17 protein-coding genes and 1 pseudogene are annotated in these 19,069 nt (G+C 52.0%); 4 read left to right on the forward strand and 14 right to left on the reverse strand.

Translation table 11 applies throughout. The annotated features are described in order from the left end of the window. Window positions 1-17: 17 nt before the first annotated feature. From KOE80_RS06970 to KOE80_RS07025, 12 genes are all read right to left on the reverse strand, one after another. Window positions 18-326, reverse strand: coding sequence for a hypothetical protein (locus KOE80_RS06970; protein WP_226348710.1), 309 nt, complete (start codon window positions 324-326; stop codon window positions 18-20). Then, window positions 323-835 (reverse strand): hypothetical protein, encoded by a 513-nt coding sequence (locus KOE80_RS06975; protein ID WP_226348711.1) that lies wholly within the window; start codon window positions 833-835, stop codon window positions 323-325. The genes KOE80_RS06970 and KOE80_RS06975 overlap by 4 nt, the downstream gene beginning before the upstream one ends. 327 nt (window positions 836-1,162) lie before the next feature. Continuing rightward, entirely contained in the window at window positions 1,163-1,600 is a 438-nt protein-coding gene (locus tag KOE80_RS06980) for a single-stranded DNA-binding protein (protein ID WP_026484866.1), read from the reverse strand. 592 nt (window positions 1,601-2,192) lie between these two features. Further along, window positions 2,193-3,311, reverse strand: a complete 1,119-nt coding sequence (locus KOE80_RS06985) for a PFL_4669 family integrating conjugative element protein (protein ID WP_226348712.1) — start codon at window positions 3,309-3,311, stop codon at window positions 2,193-2,195. A 47-nt stretch (window positions 3,312-3,358) separates the two neighbouring features. After that, window positions 3,359-3,748 (reverse strand): hypothetical protein, encoded by a 390-nt coding sequence (locus tag KOE80_RS06990; protein WP_051316415.1) that lies wholly within the window; start codon window positions 3,746-3,748, stop codon window positions 3,359-3,361. A 148-nt stretch (window positions 3,749-3,896) separates the two neighbouring features. Next, entirely contained in the window at window positions 3,897-5,531 is a 1,635-nt protein-coding gene (locus tag KOE80_RS06995; protein WP_226348713.1) for a hypothetical protein, read from the reverse strand. Window positions 5,532-5,538: 7 nt separating this feature from the next. Further along, window positions 5,539-6,135, reverse strand: coding sequence for a hypothetical protein (locus KOE80_RS07000; RefSeq protein WP_226348714.1), 597 nt, complete (start codon window positions 6,133-6,135; stop codon window positions 5,539-5,541). Window positions 6,136-6,141: 6 nt separating this feature from the next. Further along, the gene (locus tag KOE80_RS07005; RefSeq protein ID WP_026484871.1) at window positions 6,142-6,747 is read right to left on the reverse strand and encodes an STY4526/YPO1902 family pathogenicity island replication protein; all 606 of its coding nucleotides are present in this window, start codon (window positions 6,745-6,747) and stop codon (window positions 6,142-6,144) included. Further along, window positions 6,744-8,528 carry a ParB family protein gene (locus KOE80_RS07010; RefSeq protein WP_226348715.1) on the reverse strand — a complete coding sequence of 595 codons (1,785 nt, stop codon included), beginning with the start codon at window positions 8,526-8,528 and terminating at the stop codon, window positions 6,744-6,746. Before KOE80_RS07010 ends, KOE80_RS07005 begins: the two co-directional genes overlap by 4 nt. Window positions 8,529-8,536: 8 nt before the next feature. After that, window positions 8,537-9,481: a ParA family protein gene (locus KOE80_RS07015; RefSeq protein ID WP_080748046.1), complete on the reverse strand. Its 945-nt coding sequence runs from the start codon at window positions 9,479-9,481 to the stop codon at window positions 8,537-8,539. Window positions 9,482-9,753: 272 nt separating this feature from the next. Next, a complete protein-coding gene (locus KOE80_RS07020) occupies window positions 9,754-9,918 on the reverse strand; it encodes a hypothetical protein (RefSeq protein ID WP_226348716.1) in 165 nt (54 codons plus the stop codon). Window positions 9,919-9,945: 27 nt separating this feature from the next. Beyond that, window positions 9,946-11,241 carry a conjugal transfer nickase/helicase domain-containing protein gene (locus KOE80_RS07025; RefSeq protein WP_319002384.1) on the reverse strand — a complete coding sequence of 432 codons (1,296 nt, stop codon included), beginning with the start codon at window positions 11,239-11,241 and terminating at the stop codon, window positions 9,946-9,948. A 65-nt stretch (window positions 11,242-11,306) separates the two neighbouring features. Between KOE80_RS07025 and KOE80_RS20420 the strand changes: the two are divergent. Then, a pseudogene (locus KOE80_RS20420) lies at window positions 11,307-11,999 on the forward strand (DUF3438 family protein). Between the two features lie 529 nt (window positions 12,000-12,528). On the opposite strand, the gene KOE80_RS07035 reads toward KOE80_RS20420, so the two are convergent. Next, window positions 12,529-13,260 carry a FadR/GntR family transcriptional regulator gene (locus KOE80_RS07035; protein WP_226348719.1) on the reverse strand — a complete coding sequence of 244 codons (732 nt, stop codon included), beginning with the start codon at window positions 13,258-13,260 and terminating at the stop codon, window positions 12,529-12,531. A gap of 58 nt (window positions 13,261-13,318) precedes the next feature. Then, window positions 13,319-14,245, reverse strand: a complete 927-nt coding sequence (locus KOE80_RS07040) for an EamA family transporter (protein WP_226348720.1) — start codon at window positions 14,243-14,245, stop codon at window positions 13,319-13,321. 381 nt (window positions 14,246-14,626) lie between these two features. On the opposite strand from KOE80_RS07040, the gene KOE80_RS07045 reads away from it, so the two are divergent. From KOE80_RS07045 to KOE80_RS07055, 3 genes are all read left to right on the forward strand, one after another. Continuing rightward, the gene (locus KOE80_RS07045; RefSeq protein ID WP_226348721.1) at window positions 14,627-16,060 is read left to right on the forward strand and encodes an aldehyde dehydrogenase family protein; all 1,434 of its coding nucleotides are present in this window, start codon (window positions 14,627-14,629) and stop codon (window positions 16,058-16,060) included. Between the two features lie 204 nt (window positions 16,061-16,264). Beyond that, window positions 16,265-17,176: a 5-dehydro-4-deoxyglucarate dehydratase gene (gene kdgD / locus KOE80_RS07050; protein ID WP_226348722.1), complete on the forward strand. Its 912-nt coding sequence runs from the start codon at window positions 16,265-16,267 to the stop codon at window positions 17,174-17,176. A 322-nt stretch (window positions 17,177-17,498) separates the two neighbouring features. Next, entirely contained in the window at window positions 17,499-18,869 is a 1,371-nt protein-coding gene (locus KOE80_RS07055) for an amidase (RefSeq protein ID WP_226348723.1), read from the forward strand. The last annotated feature ends 200 nt before the right edge of the window (window positions 18,870-19,069 follow it).

Here is a 19,069-nt window from a genome sequence, read left to right on the forward strand (position 1 = left end):
AAGGCTCCAGGCACCAATTAAGAAGAGACTTCGCCAACATCTTGGCGCTGTCTTTCAATATTTGTTTTTTTCCAGCAATTTAAGCTAACTTCTTCAACAATCTTGTCTAAATCAAAATTCGTCACCACCTCGCCGCTATCAAGTCTTTTCCGAACTAAGACTTCAACTTGTGGATGGATACGTATTGCTTTCCTTATCCTTTTTTTCTCTGCCGGTTGATTAGGGTCTGGAACCCAAAAAATATATACGAGACATGCAATTAAAGCGATTACAGCTAAAAAAACAACTATCCAAAATAATGCGTCCTGCATAGCTGCGTAATTCATATTGAACCCTTTAGAGCACTATCAGGTTGGAGAACGATTCTTGTGCTTGTGTTATCAAGTACGGTATCCAGCATCTCGGGTGAGATCGCTTGTGTGGCACAATTTGTTTTATGAAGCTGCTTGGCAAGCGCAATGCCTCGATGATCTCTTACAGCTCCCTCCCTTTCCCGCTCAGATTTATAGACTAAATTTAATTCGAAAACCTCTCCGTCCAATTGAATGCCACGCGTCCTCAATTCAGAAATATTCTGCTCCGCAATCCAGAGAGCAACGCCCTTCCACTTACACCAACCGATAACCTCATTCAATATTTCCTTATCGAGATGGAGGGCATGATCAATAACAATCGTTTTGGTTGTTTTTGGATCTGGCCACAGCCAGTTTTCAATGGGGTTCACCAAGGGATCGAGTAGCAAGATGCCCTCCCCGGTAAATACAGAAGCAATCAATTTAGATTTACCCACACCTGTTTTGCCCGTAATGAGAATTACGTCATATTTAGGCTTCATCACCTCTTCCTCTTTTTAGTGAATCGGGACCATTCCCGCGCAAGCACCCTGCTGGTACCAGGGCGCCTGCCTCCCACTCAAACACTCGATTCTCTTTCCCTTTCAAGCAGATACAGAAAACGCACAATCGGAACCACAACCGCTAAGATTAACGAACACAAGGCCAAGAAAAGAAAGCCGCCATTGATTTCAATCTCAAGAACACTATTGAATACGTAACAAATCACAACTACTGTCATTGTTAACACTGACACCTGCGTAACAAGCCACGCCAACTTTACTTGCATATTTCCTCCGTTTCTGTAGACCAGGCCACTGTTTTACTGATCAAGCGGGCACATCCTCATCCAACGATGCCTCCTGATCACGGGCTGACGAAGGTCGGTTTGCTTGTTTGTAGGTGATCGACTCAATACGAGTGAGCTGCAGGGCTACATCCTCAGCAACGATCTTGATGACTTGTACCTCGGCATTCGTGGTCTCATCTTTGGCAAAGAAATCCCGCTCCTCTCCAATTACCAGTACGCGAGCTCCCTTGCGCAAGAACTGTGCACACGCCTCGGCCTTGCTGCCGTAGATCTCGACCTCGCGCCAGAAGCCCCCAATCTGCCCAACTTCGCCGGTGGCCTGGTCCACCCCATAACGCCCAAAATACACACGCATACTGCACACACTAAACTCTTCCCCCGAATTGTTCTTACGAGGAATACGTTTCAAGGTGGGTGAGTCGCCCAGGTTGCCCTTACCAATAAACAAGTTCTGCATATCAACTCCTTTCGGTGAAAAACAAACGACTTGACCATATGGTCGGATTGCCCTGCGTTAACTGGATCACGCCCTACTTCGACTCGGAATTGGCCTAGCAAAAGTGGGCACTTTGCGTTGCTGGCTCAATAACTTCAGTTCACGTACGAGCCCGCGCAATTTGAGGTGTTGCGAATTGAATTCTTGTGCCTGGGCATTGGCGTGCTCGTACCACTGCCGCAGCACGGTCGGTAAGACTGAATATCTTGCATGCGCCTCTTCCCATGACAGATGCTTTCTTGTGCCAATCTCTCGCCAACGCAGAGCCATATAGCCATCCGCTTTACGACGGTGCTCGGCCAGATACATGGAATAGCCAGCCACTTTCTTTGTGGCAGCACAGAGAGCGACCATGTCTGCCTCAACCTGGTCAACTTGCGTAAGATGGTGGCGCAGCGTCTGGGCGGTGCCCCTACCCGTAAAGGGCTTTGTGTCAATCACGCTCTGACACGTTTCGTTCTCCAAGGTCCCCCTTGCCCACTCAACTACATTGACACGTTGACTTCGAGTCTGCTTTGCCATTCATTTGCCCTTTCTTCACAAAACCCTTTCTTCACACCAAATCAGAATCGGCATCCTGATACTCATTGGCTGCGCGCTGTGCTTCAGCTTCAGCCAGTTGCACACCAACTGACTGCAACAGGTTCCTTTCCTTCTCAGTCAATGTGTACCGGCGTCGAGAGTGTCGTGGTTGCAGCTTGGCGGTGAACACATCGGCAGGCACCATGCCGAATACTTCGCGCACGAACTCCACACGCTGCTTGCCTTCTTCTGAAGCATGTTCCGTAATGAAGTCCAGTCGGGACAGCGCATTAATATCTGGCTGCATGAGCCAACGTGAAAACCTGGCGACTTCATTGAATACGCGACGGATAAAGCGCGTCATTTCCGTGATTGAGCGGCGCATCTGCTGATCGCTTAAGAGCGTCTTGCGGCCCAGGGTCTTTTGCAAACGGATGAAGTAGTCGTAATCAACAATCAAGCGGCTGATGCTGTATCCGTAGGGAGATCGGAACCCCAGCTGCAATGACTGCGGTTGTGCAGACTTCAGGACGGAATAACTCAACCCTCGTTGCTGCTGGCTAGACAGCAAATTCTCGGCAGCCTTGATCTCCTCTTGCAGCCGCTCATTCACTTCTTCCATGGATTGCTCGTGCCGCAGCAAAGACCAATCGGCATAGGGGTTGTCATTGCCCGTCAACAGCCATAAGCTGCGCAACGAACTGGCGACACGGCGACCACCCACAATGGGCGCCACATCCGAGCCAGGCTCACGGACACGCCCCATAAACAGCCTGAACGCCTCTTTGGTATGCAAGGTCATCAGATCGTCTTCTGAATCGACCAGAGAGCCCAAATCATCCATGGCAAAGAACTCCGCTGGCTTAACGTCGGGATCAGACCCCTTGCGTGTCTGGAACTTGGCCTGCATACGAGCCAATTGATCTTTGCGATCTTCCAGTTCGATATACCGTTCATAAAGAGGATCATCCTCATGCATCGGACCTGCCATATACGCAGCCAGCAAAGCTTCTTCGCCGGTAATCGAATACCCATCGGTGAATGGGGAGTTCTCCTCCGTAGAGAACCCAATAAGAGACTTGGGTGCGGGAATGGCAGCGGGCTTGTCGCCGGACTTGAGTCGTGGCTGCTTATCAGTCGAAGTAGGCATAGGTAGTCACTGAGAAGAGAAAAATGAATGGGTGGTGATGGACATCATCAGATCGTCGAGCCCTTGAAATCTGCCAGCGGTGTTGCGTTGACAGCATCCAGAAACGGGAACGTATTGGCACGAAATCCAGGTAACATGCCGCTCAAAGGGTCTTGATTGAGGAACTCCAACAATGCGTCACTGTTGACTGTGACCAAGGTGCGGTAATTGGGCTGAGGCATGACATTAATAAGTCCCATCGTCTCCAATCGCTCTAAGGCGCGTTGAACTTGACGACGGTTGATTTGACCTAACAATGAGTCCAAAGCCATCTTGGTAGCGGACGTCCGAACTCGGCGCTCATCTCCGTGGTCTTGTAGCAGTACATGAAGAACAAGGGCATCGCTGTATTTCTGTAGTCTATGCAGAAGATGGATAAACAATTGTTCGTTGGTCATTAATACGATCTCCTGAATGTGTTCTGTTAAGTGGCCCAAAACGGGCCACCTCCCACACTGTGTGCGGTGGCCCAAAATGGGCTACCTCCCAACTGTTTGGGATTAGGACAAAATGTCCTACTGAATGAAGTTCTGGTCAGCCAGGTCCTCATGACTGCTTCCTCATGGCTTGCACTTGCTGGCGCAACTGGGCAAAAGCCTCCTCTTTTGTCATTGGAGGCAGAGAAGTCGTTAGGTTTGTATTGAGCGCCTTGATGTGCTCTTGGACGGCGTCCTGCGCATGTCGATTTTGTTCACGCTGGCTCGCGATGCTTTGTGCATACGCCAGATGCACACGCCCCGATTCCAAGCCAACACGCAGTGAATGCAAGTAACCAGGAGGATTTGCGATTTGCTTACCTGGATTGCGCAACTGGCCTTCCAGTTCATCCAGTAAACACTGACGATGTTCGGGTTTAGCTGTGGCCAGCACTTTCCGTACAGCCTCATGCCATTGCTTGCCAAGCACACTGGGTAGGCTGATATCAACCTCGTCGTTTTGAAAATTCAAATCATCACGACGACAACCCGCTATCTCGGCCAGTGCCTTGGACTTATCCCCTGCAGACGCCGTGGTGATGGCGGGTCTTGTAGTTGTTTGAAGAGATATTGTTGTATTGTTGTTTCGCGGTTTGGGCAGCTTAGTTTCGCGTTTTGGGCAAGTTAGTTTTGCGGTTTGGGCATCAAGTTTCGCGTTTTGGGCAGCTGGGCGAGTTGTGAGGTCGCTTGCTTTTGTGAGTTGTCCACAAGCTGCACCAGGACTGACTGAGGCCTGAGCAAAGAGACGGCCAGGATTCATACTGGCAGGGTCACGCAGCGCGTGCTGGAGGGTAGCGTTTGCCCGTGCTGCGCCAGCACTATCCAAATCAAACAGCGGCCTTTGTGACTGTGTGCCAGCTCCAAATAATTTGCTTGATCGTGATGGCGCAGGCTTCTGCCCATTCACAGGGTCAGGTTTGGATGCCGATGTCAATTTCGGTGTAGCAGCAATGGGTGGCTGATCAGTAGACTCAGACTTGAGGGGGTACTGCTCCTGACCGTGCAATAAAGGGCATAAGGCCAACAAGTTAATGCGTATGCGATTACCTGCCTCCTGGAGTAAACCCATTTGTTTCAGGCGATCACGGGCATTGCGTTGTGTTTTACTGGTCAAGCATAGGGCGTTACGAATCGCCTGTTGAGACAGCGTAAATTCACCTTCGATGCTTCGGCTGTAAGTAAGAACATGCCGTTGCTGAATCAGCAGATACGATAGGTACAAGCCAGAGGCCACATTGCCCGCAATATCCGCCAATGGCCGATAGAAGCTCACATAGCGTTTCAGCAATGGTGCGAGTTGCGCCCAGTTTGCTTTCTGATCAACAACTGAGATCCCCAGGCAAGAAGCGAGACGATCAAGGTTGATACGATAGTGGAGCTTGGCCGGTCTACCAGCCAACTTTTCCTGGATCAGCGAATGTTGAACGAGCAAGAGACGAGCGCTCTCCTGCTCTCGGGTGGTCAATCCCGTTGCTTGCGTACACTGTTTTGCCGTCAGAAAGAACCAGCCATCACGATTTTTATAGTGAACGGCAGTATGCCGAGCCCAATAGAGCGCATGCCCCAAAAACAAAGCAGCTTTGAAATTGCCCAGCGTTTCAGCCAGGTTTGGGTAGTACTGCACGAACCCTTGGCTGGTGAGCAACTGCATAGCCTCATCAATTAGAGACGCCGTTGTTGTATCGGTGTTTAATGCGGCACCCATAGCCATCTCATCCGTATCGCTTGGAAAGAACGGGTTGTGACGACGATGAACCTTGTTGTTGATGAACCTCCTCGAGCGAGTTGGCCAATGAAGCGGACGCTTGGAGAATGGCATCTGCGACAACATTCAGATGCAAGCGGTATTCCGGTACACGACCTGGTCCGGACTGTTCACTTAGCATGCCCAATGAGATCAAATCTCGTCGGCATGTCCGCTGCTGAGAGGCAGTAATCCCTGTGACCTGATGACACTGCGTCGCTGATAGTCGAAACACATAATCATCCTCCTGGAACTCCTCGGGCTTAGCTTGAGCAACCCGTTCCAACACAGACGAAAGCCATAAGCCCGTGATGACATTGCCCGTAATGTCGACATACAGACGATGAAAGCTGATTGGCGTTTGCCCCATCAAATTCAACAGCGCCGCCTGCGCTAGAAAGTCTTCCCTTGGCGCGTCTTTACTGTTTTGAGAGTCACCGACATGAGGAGACGGTAAGGCCCACTCGCCCTGATCCTGACCGCAGTAATCACGCTCTGACGCAGGGACAGTCGCCGGATGTAACGCAGTTGTAGAAGTACTTGGCATAGTCATAATTTCGTCCATGTGGCTTTATCCTTGCAGCGGTGGCGTCGTCGGCTTTATTTCCAAACCAAGCTCATCATCTTCAGCAAACTCGACAATGGTTTGCTGGAGTACACTGATTCGCAGCTCAGGAAACTGTTGGTGTAAGGCGTAGATTCGGTCTCGGCAGGGTTTATCAGACATCGATTGCTGAATATCGAACCAGGCTCGATGGATGGCATCACGCACAGCGACTGGAGGTAGGGCTGTACGGCCACCGGGCTCCCCTCCCGGTCTGAGCTGTGCGCGCAAGTCCCGATACTCCTCGTGGGACAACTTGAAATACGCACACACCATCCGACGCGAAGCGCCATGAATCACGAAGTATTCGCGTAACTTGGCGTGTTCACGACGCATATCAAGCAGATGTAGCCCCTTGCTGATGACCTGCTCAGACAGTGAAAACCACATTTCCTGTGGTGAGTTGGCCAGATTCGTGATGTCCCGAGTAGTCCGGTAACGCAGATCATCAAGAAACTCGGGGGAGTAGCCTGCACGCAGCAGAGAGTCCATGTGCCCGCCATCGATTTGCTCAATAATGTGGGCCAGTAACATGCGCCGTAGAACAGGACATTGAATAGGAATCTTATTCATGAAATTTCCTCCGTCACATCCGGCATGAACAAGGGCATAAACCCGTCCAGTTGGCGCTCTGGGTAACGAGTACGAACCCGTTCCATTTCTGTGAGCAGACGAGTCACCAACGGCCCCAATTGCTCATGCCGCAATACCAGGCTCACGCTTTGGAGCGAGACATGGTCGAATGCCTCGCCCAGTAACTCCAGCGCTCCTTCCTGAAACTGCTCCTCGCCCTGCTCCCAAAGCTGTTTCCAAGCAATGGTGAAGCCATCGGCTTCGTGTGGAATGAGCTGCGTAAATCGACGATCAAGCTGACCGGTGAGACTGATCAGGATTTTCCAGAGGGCTCTGCGATAAATGACCAATTCTGGCCCCAGCTCAATCCCATCGACATACCCAATACCTTGGGCAGGGAAGTCCAGATAAAAGCCAAAGATGTGATGTGGCTGATCGCTTTTAAAAAGCACATCAGACATATCGATCAGACTTTGAAATTCTCCTAACACCGTAAATATCGGTTGTGGATCAAATCCTTCGCTCTCCCCGCTCATAATCACGCTCTGCGAAACCGATGGGGAGACTGGTAGGAAGGCACCGCCAGAACTGTCGGGCTTACTCATAGGAGCAGGCACACTGGCCAACATTCGACCTAGCGGAGGTTGCGTTGGAGTTTGCTTTATTGACGGTTCAGGAACAGCGGACGATTGGCCTACGGAGGTTGAAACTGTCGCCTCAATCAACGTAAGGGTTTCAACCGCCATACGTGGGTTAGCTTCCAAAGCCTGAGCCATGGCTAATAACTTATCGGGAATCACTTCTAAAGCCGCAGCAACCGCTATGGTGACCTCTTCGAGTAGTTGCTCCACTTGTAAAAGTGCAGGTACATCCCGATCGCTGACCTCTTCCGCACTAGTACGGTTACTCAGTTGACGGGCAGCGGATTGCTGGCTAAGTAACGCGGCATACTTGTGCAGGATTGTTTGTAATGCTGTTTCAGCAATAGGCTGTTGGTTGAATTTGTCAGCTAGTTTTAAAAGCTGTGTTACACGAGGTTTAAGAACCAGATTAACGTCACTAATTTTGAGCCAAGGACCTATTGGAGCTAAATACTCCACAGCGAAAAGGAAGTTTTGCAGCATGCTCATGCCGAAATTCAGGCCGCTGGCCTGGCGCAACTCCCGGTTCAATTCCGTGGTTGAAAGCGATTTGCCCGATTCTTTCTCGAAATGCTCCTTAAACGACAGCACGCCCTGGGCTTTCTCCCAGAACGAAATCTCGCCACGCTGCTCGTTTTCAGCCAGGTGCGCCGCAATGGTCGGCGCGTCCCCTTTCCAGACCTTGACGATGACCGTCAGCCGCGCAAAGCGTTGGTCACCCTCTTCGTACAGCTCTTTCGCAATACGCAGCCGTGTATTCCCGCCGCCGTAGACCATGTAACGCGGCTGACCAGGACGCCTGGTAACGCTGATATGGTTCAGGATGCCGTTGGCCCGAATCGACGCCTTAATCTCGTCATAGAGTGGGTTTATTTCGGTACGCGGGTCAAATTCGTACCGATCAATATCAGTGACTGCCAAATTTGAAATACTGCCATCGACCACATCCATAGGCGTCATCGCACCCATGGCGTTCAGCGGTGGCGGCGTGCCCATCAGGGAACGTTTGGCGATGTCTTCGTAATTCGATTTTTTTGAGGACACGGGACTGGTCTCTCTTAATGTTGAGCTCAACTCAGCGTTCATGCGCAACTGCGCGGCACGCTGACTGGCGGTCAGCAATTCCGGAGTTTTAGACATGGCGCGCTCTACGAGTTAGTCGTGAGCGGGCTGTCTGGCTCGTCTGACGCGGAGATAGGGACATGCAATGCCGCTAGCGCGGGAGCTAACTCATTGCGGTGATTGGGAGTGAATTTATTGCTCAGGTTGGGGATTAATTCCCACAGCAAACTGTGCATGTGATCGCCCGCTCTGACCGGATCAATCCAGTGAGCAGGGACTTGGGCGGTAGCAGCTTTTTTATAGGCGACAGCTTGTGGAATCTGGGTGGCCAGCACAGTCACACGCCCGCTCATTTCAATGAACTGATTGCGGATTAGGCTGGACATGGTGCGGCTATCGACCGTGTTCTCGCTACGGTTAATCACGCACTGAATGGCGGGCACTTTGTAGCCCAGGTTGGAGGCAGATTCGTGGCGGGCGACCAGTTTGATCGTACCGTCAACAAACTCACGGGCCGACAGAACATCAGGGGCTACAGGAGCGAGAAGCACATCCGCTGCATTGACGGCTGCGTCTTGTAGGTGGCCGACTGCCCCTTGGGTGTCGATGATGCAAACGTCGTACTGAGCACGGATATCCGGGTTACTCAGGGCCATCCGAATACGCACCAGGCGATCAAGCTGATTGGACAACCAGATTTGAAGGGGGCTGTCATCTCGCTGAGTGTCAGAGCACACAATATGCAAGAAACCGCCCTGCACGTTCAAACTTGAACGGTCACCCTCGAATTCGGCAGGAGGAAATTCGACGTGACTAATGCAGTCCGTGGTGAGTGCTCCTGACATCACCATTTGCGTTAAGCCATAAGGGGCTTGATGAGCCAGTTTGTAATAGCGAGTCAGAGATGGCTGAATATCCGCATCAATTAAAAGAACGCGATATCCGAAATCAGCAAGCAATCCACCTAAATTGGCAGTTAAAGTGGTTTTGCCAACACCACCTTTAGTGGCAACAGTTGTGAACGTAAGCATTTTAAAAACCTCGTTGAAAAAGCAACGAGTTTTCTGCTTAAATTACTGTATAAAAAATACTAATAAACAGGTGAACTTAACATAAAGCGACATTATGCGATGTTTCCCAGCCGTCCTCTAGGGAGGAAAACGAGCCTGTTCAGCAGTCTTTTGCATTATGTGAAGTTAGGCACCTCACAGTAATCTAAACCGAAACCCCGTCGAAACGTTGAATTGCACGACTGATCGGACGGTGGCACAGCACTTTATCCTGTGTCAAACATCCCCTTCATTCAACAATCCAACTTTAATACTGGATTGACGGGCGGCACGGGTAAAACAAACCGGTCCGGGTCCATCAACACCACCGCCGCCAGCGAGGCGATCGGCACATTTCCTTTGCCAATGATCTGGTAGCGCAAGATGTTGACCTTGCCACCACCTTCTACTTGCCGCATCCGACGCCACCCAGCTTTGATAACCTCTCACTGAATCTGCATCCCCATGGCGTCGGCCTGTTCTTCAGGCCCTGTTTGAGCCGCGTAGAGCTTGAAAATCTTGGGTGAAATCAGTGCCCTGCCTTCTTCTACAAAATGCACGGGTGCCCCAGATTCGTTGTACTTAATCTCACGGCTGGCCAAGCCTTGCTGCAGCCACTGGATAAACGCCGTCGCTGCTTCGGTGGGTTCTTTCACAGGGGCCTCGTGCGGTAGTTCAGGCAAGCTAGGTGTCAACACGACCGGTGTGGTGCTTGCCTGACTGAACATACGTTGAGATTTTGCCTGTGCCTTTGGAGCAAGCTCTGGCTCAAAAACCGACGCTTTAGGCGTCGGTAGGGCTGGTAATGCCCCAGGTGTGTGCTCAACAGAGGCTGGCACAACACTTTTAGCCTTTGCTGCAGCTATGGCTGTTGCTTCATGTTGACGTGATTTTTTTCCTGGGCGTGCGCTGCTAACCGTTGCTGTCGGCGCTGAGTTCACAGGCGTGGGCTTATGCGACGCTTGCGGTGGGCTGCGATGAATAATGTTGGATGCTGTATCAGCTTCATCCAGAAAGTCATCGTCAACATCAAAGCCATCTACGGCGAGTTCGGCTGGCAAAATCACCGTCCCCTCGTCGTACACCTGAATTGAAGCAGTTTGGTGAGTGTTGCTTGAGGTTGGCACAGGATTGGTCTGGTTGCCGCTTTGCGTTGCGCCATTTTTCGGTGTTAGACGCTTGGCTGCGCCAGTTGACGCATTTTTGGGCTTTCTAAACTCCATTGCTGGGACAAGATTACGCTTGGGTGCCGCAGTTTGGGGACGAGCTGAAGCAGTTTTGGCCGTTGTGACCACCTTTTGCGTCAATGCTCCTTCACAGATGTGCTCTGGATCAGCTGTGGCATGAGTGGCTGTTGTGTCAGGGCTATGTTCAGTGCCATCAACACCTGGGACAGTTTCCGTTTCAAACCCATCATCGTCACGTGTGGCCCGAACATGGATCTCTCCGGACATCGCCGGTGGGTATAAGTTTGGATCATCATAGAGCTTTGACAGTGGAAAGCGCAGCACACTTAGTCTGTGTCGATATTGATGGGTTTCTGCGCCCTCTTCTGTCGCTGGCGTTTGGCCGTTGATTTCAACGTGCCAAATCGCTTGGCCAGAATGAGGACTGACTTGCAAGATTCCATATTCCTGCCAAGTGTCAAACAGCCTATCGTTCTTGGCCTCACCAGGTACAGACTCGTCAGGTTCATGCTTTTTAATCCAGGTCCGCGTGGCATCGGCCAAACGCTTAGCCACAAACCACACCGCATAGCGTCGAGCGTGCCGTGTTTAATCGAGCTCCGGTACGTGCGCCACTGCCTGTGGGCATCGAACGCATGATTACCTTGCCTGCGCCTGCCGCCGTGCATGTGCCATCGGATATGTCCAAGATTGCCCAAATCGAAGTCATTGATCGCACGATGCACATCACAGCCCTCCAGCAATTTACACCCGTTCGAATCATTGCCGAACTCATTGATTCCGGGCAGCAAATTCCCTTCGATTTGGTTGCCGACAGCACGACAGCCAGTGCCCGTAGCGAACTTCAGGTTTTTGTCGTTGCTTCCTCATCGCCTGGTACAGAGACGATCGGAAGTGATGGTCCCGCCTCCCAAGCGGCAGCGCAAGCGACCAGTATGGCGAATGAACACACATTGAGCCAGCAAATGGCGGAATCGGCACTGACAGATATGGTCTAGCTCACCCGCTACGCCGCACGCCAGCTTTATGCCCCGAAGCGGCTTGCCACGCCACTCTCAGGTGTGCAGCAGGTCGAAGTCACTGCTGCGCCAATTGCCAACCTAATACGCGGCGTCAATGTTGTATCCCCCCGTCGGTCAATGGCATTCTGGCCAGCTCTATGTGACAGCCGTCCTCATCAAGAACCGGTCACATCACCCCTTGGAGATTCCGCTGGAGTATGTTCCCGCGCAATGGCCAGGCATTGGTCGAGATCAGCGAGCAGATGGACATTGTGGCACCGGAGGTATGGGGCATCCGGCATTAACGCGTGATATATGCCTGCCCGTGTTGCAAGGGCGGAGCATCAGATGACGCCGAAGGTCCTATGTCGTCCTTTCAAGCGCCACACTGACGGCAGCGTCACGCAAGCCATAAGATTGTATGCTAGTAGTTAACTAGATGAAGCGCTGATGATAGCTGGTTACGTGCCGTATGACGCGACGGCACACCGCTACAGACTGGTGCACCTTGGTTTCGGAGCGCAAGCCTGCTGCAATCTAGGGGAAGCCAACCAGGGTACTAACGGGCACTCTCTGCATAGGCAGTGGCCGACTTAGAACAATCCTTGCGAAAGAGCCGGGCAGCCATTCATGGTGGCGCTATGAGGCAGGCTGTTCTGCGATAGGTTGGCAAGGCCGATGAATACGACGAGGTTCCGCTGACTTGGAACCTCAATATCACACAAGGTCTCAGGACAAATGTCGTCATGAAAGGCTGCGTAGCCCGGTTTGATCTTGGGCGATTACAGTAATACTGCTAACAACGCCAGCGGAGTGAATGAAGTAGCGATCCCCTAACTGTTTAACACCTTTCCCTCAAACTACTTTTTAGTCTGTAGACGCTATTATTAAGATGCATTTGCATGGCACTACTGGCCAACAAAGGGTTCTGACTTTCAATGGCACGAAAGATCTCTACATGCTCCTGATGGACGCGGTGCAAGTACTGCTGAATCACCTCCTGGCTATTGACTTGCATCTTAATACGAGTTCTGGGGATAACGGTTTGTCCCAAGCTAGACATAAAATTGGTGAAATATTTATTCTTAGTGGCGTTGGCAATGGCTAGATGAAACTCGAAGTCGATATCTGCCGTGTTTTCCTGAGCATGCAAGGCGGCCTGAAAAGCATCCAGATTTTTTTGTATGATGTCCAGGTCATCATCGGTGCGACGCAGTGCGGCGATGCCGGCCGCTGCGGATTCCAGGCTCTGACGTAACTCCATGACATGAATGATATCGTGGATGGTCTCCAATGAATCGGGACTGATCGTCAAATTCAACGTGGGTTTTTGTTCCCGCACGAAGGAGCCGATTCCGTGCCGTGTCTCGATCACACCACAGGCTTGCAAGTGCGAAATGGCTTCGCGAATCACGGTACGACTGACCTTCATGCGCTCGATCAGTTCAGATTCAGTAGGTAACTTATCACCACAGACCAAATTCTGGCTTCGGATGAGCTCGGTAATTTCCTGGATCACTTCCTGAGTCAAGCTTTGAGTTCGACGTCGAGCAGGCGCAGTTTGATTTGTCATTGTTATTACCCAATTGAATTCTAAAAGTCGCTTAATAAGTTGGGCTTAATGGTACTGATTAAGAGGCGGGTCGTCTGTTCGAGTAAGCCAGCACAAAAATACCGGCTAATACAATCGAAGCGCCGAGCAATTGATTGGGCTCGAGCATTTGGTCAAGAAAAATCCAGCCCAACAGAATCGATGTGACCGGCTCAATATTCATCGCCGGAGAGTTGGCCGCCATATTCAACTTGGGGGCCAACACAAACAGGCCGATGAACGAACAAGTATAAAGCAGCCCGACAAACGTCATGGCAACCCACCCTTTGGGCGTGGCGGGCAAACGTATCCCTCCCTCTATGGCCGATGTCGATGACAGCAGCAACACGCATATCAAGACAATGCCAATCGTAAAGAGGCTACGCACAGGGCCCGCCAAGCTCAGCAACTTATGCTCTGTAATCCACATGGCAATCGCAAAGCAGCAGGCCGCTCCGAAAGCAAAGGCCAGTCCTACAAACCAATCAGGACTGAATACGCTGTCGCGAACAAGCCAAGAAGGGACATCCAGCACCCAAATCAAGCCAAACAGTATTATGCCCATAATCAACATGGACTGCTTGGTAGGCTGTTTGCCGCCCAGCCCCCAGGTCAACAGCGCCAGCAAGATAGGGAACACATTGGCAACCAGCAAGGCGATCGCAACCGGAAGCCGTGCAACCGCAGAAAATATGCACAAACTTTGAAGTGCAATCAGGACGCCAAGAATAATTTGCCAGGGCAATATTTTCATAGACAGGCGCAACGACTGTTGTTGCAGGATCAACAAGACAGACAGCGTAAGAAAGCTAATACCCGCTCTGAACATAATCGTCGTCAACAAGCCTGTACCGTTATCAAACGCGATTCGGGCTGCAACGTGGTTGGCTGCAAACCCACTGCCAATACAAAGAAGGATAAGAATGGCGATGGGCCGGGCGAAGAAATGAGAAGCGCTGTGGTTCATTACAAATTTAAAAATGTTGTTTATCCGTCAGCGGTCTTATGGGTCGCTGTGCCACATCGAGACGGAATGAGGTTAATGGGTGAAGCCATGGCAGAGGCTTTGTGCCCTGGCTGTTGTGGGTAGCCCGCAACGCCCAGGCCTTGGAATTGCATTTAATTATCGGCTACACTTGCTCTTGTTAGTTGTCATACAACTACAGCTGTTTTCTAGATGTGTGAATGCACAATAACAGTCGAGACGAAATGATTAACGAGTCTACATCAGCCTTTTCCTTATTTTGCTAGTGTTAACCCTACTATCATTTTGCCCGTCAAGTTGTATGATGACATCTCAGTTAGCCCAACTAAGGCCGGGCTTCCCTGTCATGAGTAAAGGAAGATAATGAAGCGTTTTGATAACTACATCAACGGCGAGTGGGTCGGTAGCACAGACTACAAGCAGAATGTGAGCCCTTCCAATGTGGATCTGGTGCTCGGGGAATATGCACAGGCCTCGGGATCACAGGTTCAGGACGCGATTCAAGCCGCGCGGGCAGCCTTCCCTGCTTGGGCCGCAGGTTCTATTCAGCAGCGAGCCGATGCGCTGGACAAAATTGGTAGCGAAATTCTGCGACGCAGTGCTGAATTGGGTCGGTTGCTGGCTCAAGAAGAAGGTAAAGTCCTGCCTGAAGCGGTGGGCGAGGTTTGCCGTGCCGGCAATATCTTCAAGTATTTTGCCGGTGAGTGCCTGCGTCTGGCTGGCTCTGTTATTCCGTCTGTTCGTCCCAATGTCAGTGTCGAGGTGGTTCGCGAGCCGGTCGGCGTGGTGGGTTTGATTACCCCCTGGAACTTTCCCATTGCTATTCCGGCCTGGAAGATCGCCCCTGCCCTAGCCTATGGTAATTGCGTGGTCTTTAAACCGGCTGATCTGACACCCGGTTGCGCTTGGGAACTGGCCAATATTATTGCTGATGCAGGCTTGCCTGCCGGTGTCTTTAACCTGGTGATGGGGAAAGGACGTGAAGTTGGTAATGCCATTGTTGAATCCACGAACGTGGACGCCATCAGCTTTACCGGCTCGGTTCAGGTGGGTCGACAAATTGCCGAGCGTTGCGTCGCACGCCAAGCCAAAGTGCAACTGGAGATGGGCGGCAAAAACCCACAAGTGGTGCTCGATGATGCCGACCTGGACAAAGCAGTAGAACTTAGCCTGCAAAGCGCTTACTTTTCGACCGGTCAACGCTGCACAGCGTCCAGCCGTTTAATCGTGACAGAAGGCATTTTTGACCAGTTCCAAGAAAAACTGGTAGAGAAAATGTTGGCCCTGCGCGTAGGCGATGCTCTGGATCCAAACACGCAGATTGGTCCGGTTGTATCGGAAGCTCAACTGGCCAATAACTTGAAATATGGTCAGATCGGTAAGGATGAAGGCGCGACGCTGCACGGTGGCGAAGCCCTGGAATTAGGCGTGAAGGGCTTCTACCAGCGCCCCGGTCTTTTTGTAGAGTGTGAGCCAACCATGCGCATATGCACCGAAGAGATCTTTGGCCCAATGGCCAGTTTGCTCAAGGTGCGCGATTACGACGAAGCCTTGGCAATGGCCAATGACACACCGTTTGGCTTGGCCTCCGGTATTGCCACGCAGTCGTTAAAGCACGCTCAGCATTTTAAGCAACATGTCCAGGCTGGCATGGTCATGGTGAACCTGCCAACAGCAGGGGTTGATTACCATGTGCCGTTTGGTGGCCGCAAAGGATCGTCCTACGGTCCACGCGAGCAGGCAAATTACGCTAAAGAGTTTTACACCGTCGTCAAAACGGTCTATATCGCTGCGTAGTACAAAGGGTGCCTACGGCCTGTATTCAGGTCGCAGCGCCCACACGATGGAAGTTGTCTTGTCCTTGAATACCGGGCGGTTTTCAAGTTTAGTTTGCGGATCCCAAAGAATGCTGTGGCTCACCCTTGTTGGTCTCGTACAGCCCAGGTCATCAGACAACATATAAGTTGGGGCGAGCGTATTTTATTTGTTTCAGGAGTTGGCATGAGCCCTCAAGAGCTAAAAACAGTTTTGTCGTCTGGTCTATTGTCTTTCCCAATAACCGACTTTGATGAAAATCTGGAATTCAATCGTCAGTCTTACATTGAGCGTCTGGAGTGGTTGGCCCCTTACGGCGCCAGCGCACTGTTTGCAGCCGGTGGGACGGGTGAGGGCTTCTCCCTGTCGCTGGATGAGTACGCCGACGTCATTCGTACTGCTGTTCAAACCTGCAAAGGCAAAGTCCCTATTTTGGCCGGTATCGGCGGTAACACTCGCCAAGCGATTCAAATGGGGAAAATCGCCCAGGAATGTGGCGCAGCAGGCGTCATGTTGATGCCACATTACTTGACCGAAGCCAGCCAGGATGGCGTTGCTCAACACGTACATCAAGTGTGTCAGGCCCTGAGCATTGGCGTGGTGGTATACAACCGTAACGTATGTGAGCTCAATGCAGATCACATGGAATTCCTGGCAGAGCGCAATAGCAACCTGATCGGTTTCAAAGACGGTATTGGCAAAATTGAATTGATGTCTGCCGTACGTCGTCGTCTGGGCGATCGTTTGACTTACCTGGGTGGTTTGCCAACCGCCGAGGTGTATGCCGCTGCTTACAAAGCACTGGGCGTGCCTGTGTACTCGTCTGCCGCCTTTAACTTCGTGCCCCGCACCGCCATGGAGTTCTACAACGCGGTTGCCTCGGGTGACACCGAAACCATGAACCGTTTGCTGGATGATTTCTACCTGCCTTACGTGAAGATCCGCAACCGTGGCGCAGGCTACGGTGTCAGCATCGTCAAGGCCGGTGCACGCTTGGTTGGCCACAGCGCGGGTCCCGTGCGCGCTCCTTTGAGCGAGCTGACTGGCGAAGAAGAAGAAATGCTGGCTGAAGTGATTGCCAAGCAAGGCGCTCAGTAATCTGACAGGGCACCTCCCTTCCCAGCGCCCTGAAACGCTGGGAAGGGAACATTGGCTGTCACCTGGGTATCGCCCATCACGAAGGCAAAACAGCCATCGTGATGGGCGCTTTCTTTTTAGATAGCCAACACGTACAGCCACAGTCCCCTACCCGTTCGGAGATGATAAAAATCAGCCCCGGATTTGATTAGAATGTTTTTCCTTCGCCATTGATGTTTCCTTGTATCCTGATTCAGGACCTTGTCACGGCTGCCATCAGCGCTATGGCGAGTGGAAAAGGTGACAAAACAATTTAAGACAGCAGTTAACAAGGAGCTTTCTGATGGTTTTTTTCCTGGATGCCGTAGACACCTGCCGTAAGGCAAGCCTGAACGACTCACCGTCCAACACGGCCAACCGGCACCTGCAACATATCCAGCAAGCAAACCAGGCCGTTCGGGCACTGGCCCATGTTGCCCACACCGCTGTTCAGGATGAAGCGGCTGCCCAGCGTCCAGATGCTTTGCTAGCCGGTGTGCCACTTGCGGTCAAGGATCTGATTGATGTCGCTGGAATGCCCACCCGTCTGGGCAGTCAAGCGATCAACCATGTCCCTGCAGCCAACGCTGCCGTTGTCGCATCCCTGATCCAGGAAGGCGCTCTGATCGCGGGCAAAAGCCATACCACCGAATTTGCCATGAGCGGTTGGGGTGTCAGCCCGCTAGGCCGCCCCTTGAACCCCATTGACGCTCAGGACCGCTTTTTTACGGGCGGCTCCAGCAATGGTTCCGGCTCTGCTATTGCCGCCGGGCTGGTACCGGCAGCACTGGGCACGGATACTGGAGGCTCAATTCGTATCCCCTCTTCATTTTGCGGTCTGACGGGCCTGAAGGGCTCCCCAGGCTGGACCAGTGCTGACGGCGTCGCCCCACTCAGTCAACGCTTTGATGTCGTCGGACCAATGGCTCGTACAGCCGCTGACGTACGAACCGTATATCGCGCCATGTTGCCCGCTGAACGACGTGCTGCATTGGAGGCGGGTCTGGAGCAAGCGGCCAACGCAGCACTCCCCCACCTTGTTTTCCTGGATGATGAAAGCCTGGGCCAAGTGGATGCCGAGGTACTGGCGGCCTATCGTGCAGCACAAAAAACATGTGGACAGCACGGCTTTTCGACCCATCGCCAGGCTATCCCATGCAATTTTACCGACATGGCGGGTATCTGGGCGGACATTTCATGCCTGGAAGGCTACCTGAATAATCGTACCTGGGCCGAAGATGCCAGCGCCCCGCTGGAAGAGGCAGCACGCCGTAATCTACTGCAAGGCAAACGCATTGACCTGGACCGCTATTTTGAGCAATTGAACCGTGCCAGCATCTGCCGGGAAAAGATGGAACGCCTGCTCACACCAGGGCACCTGTTGGTCGTACCAACCACCAGCACGCCCGCCATGCCACTGACCGGTTTCGACCCGAATCGTGTACTGGGCATCTACACGCGTTTTGTCAACCTGATCCAAGGCTGCTCCATCGCCGTACCAAACGGACTGAGCCAGGATAAACGACCAACCTCTATGCAATTTGTAGGCGCCTACGGTCAGGATGCCGTGATTTTGCATGCCGCCTTGCATTGGCAAGCACAGACAGACTGGCATGAGCAGATTCGTCAACAACACCAGCAACAAATGCAAACGGTATTGGCATATAGCGAGTAAGCTCGCCTCAATGGCACTTCGGGCCGCATAAGCCGCTATGTCATAAGCGGTGCGGACGAGCTGCCAATGCGCATCGTACCGGCCCCAAATGCAGTGCTCTTTTTGTCTAGGCACAAATGCGACAAAAAAGCGGCGCTGAAATTATTCAGCACCGCTTTTTTCTACGTTGGGTCACAACATCACCGCCAATCCGACCCACC

This window comes from Alcaligenes sp. 13f (assembly GCF_020496585.1).
GTDB lineage: Bacteria > Pseudomonadota > Gammaproteobacteria > Burkholderiales > Burkholderiaceae_B > Alcaligenes > Alcaligenes phenolicus.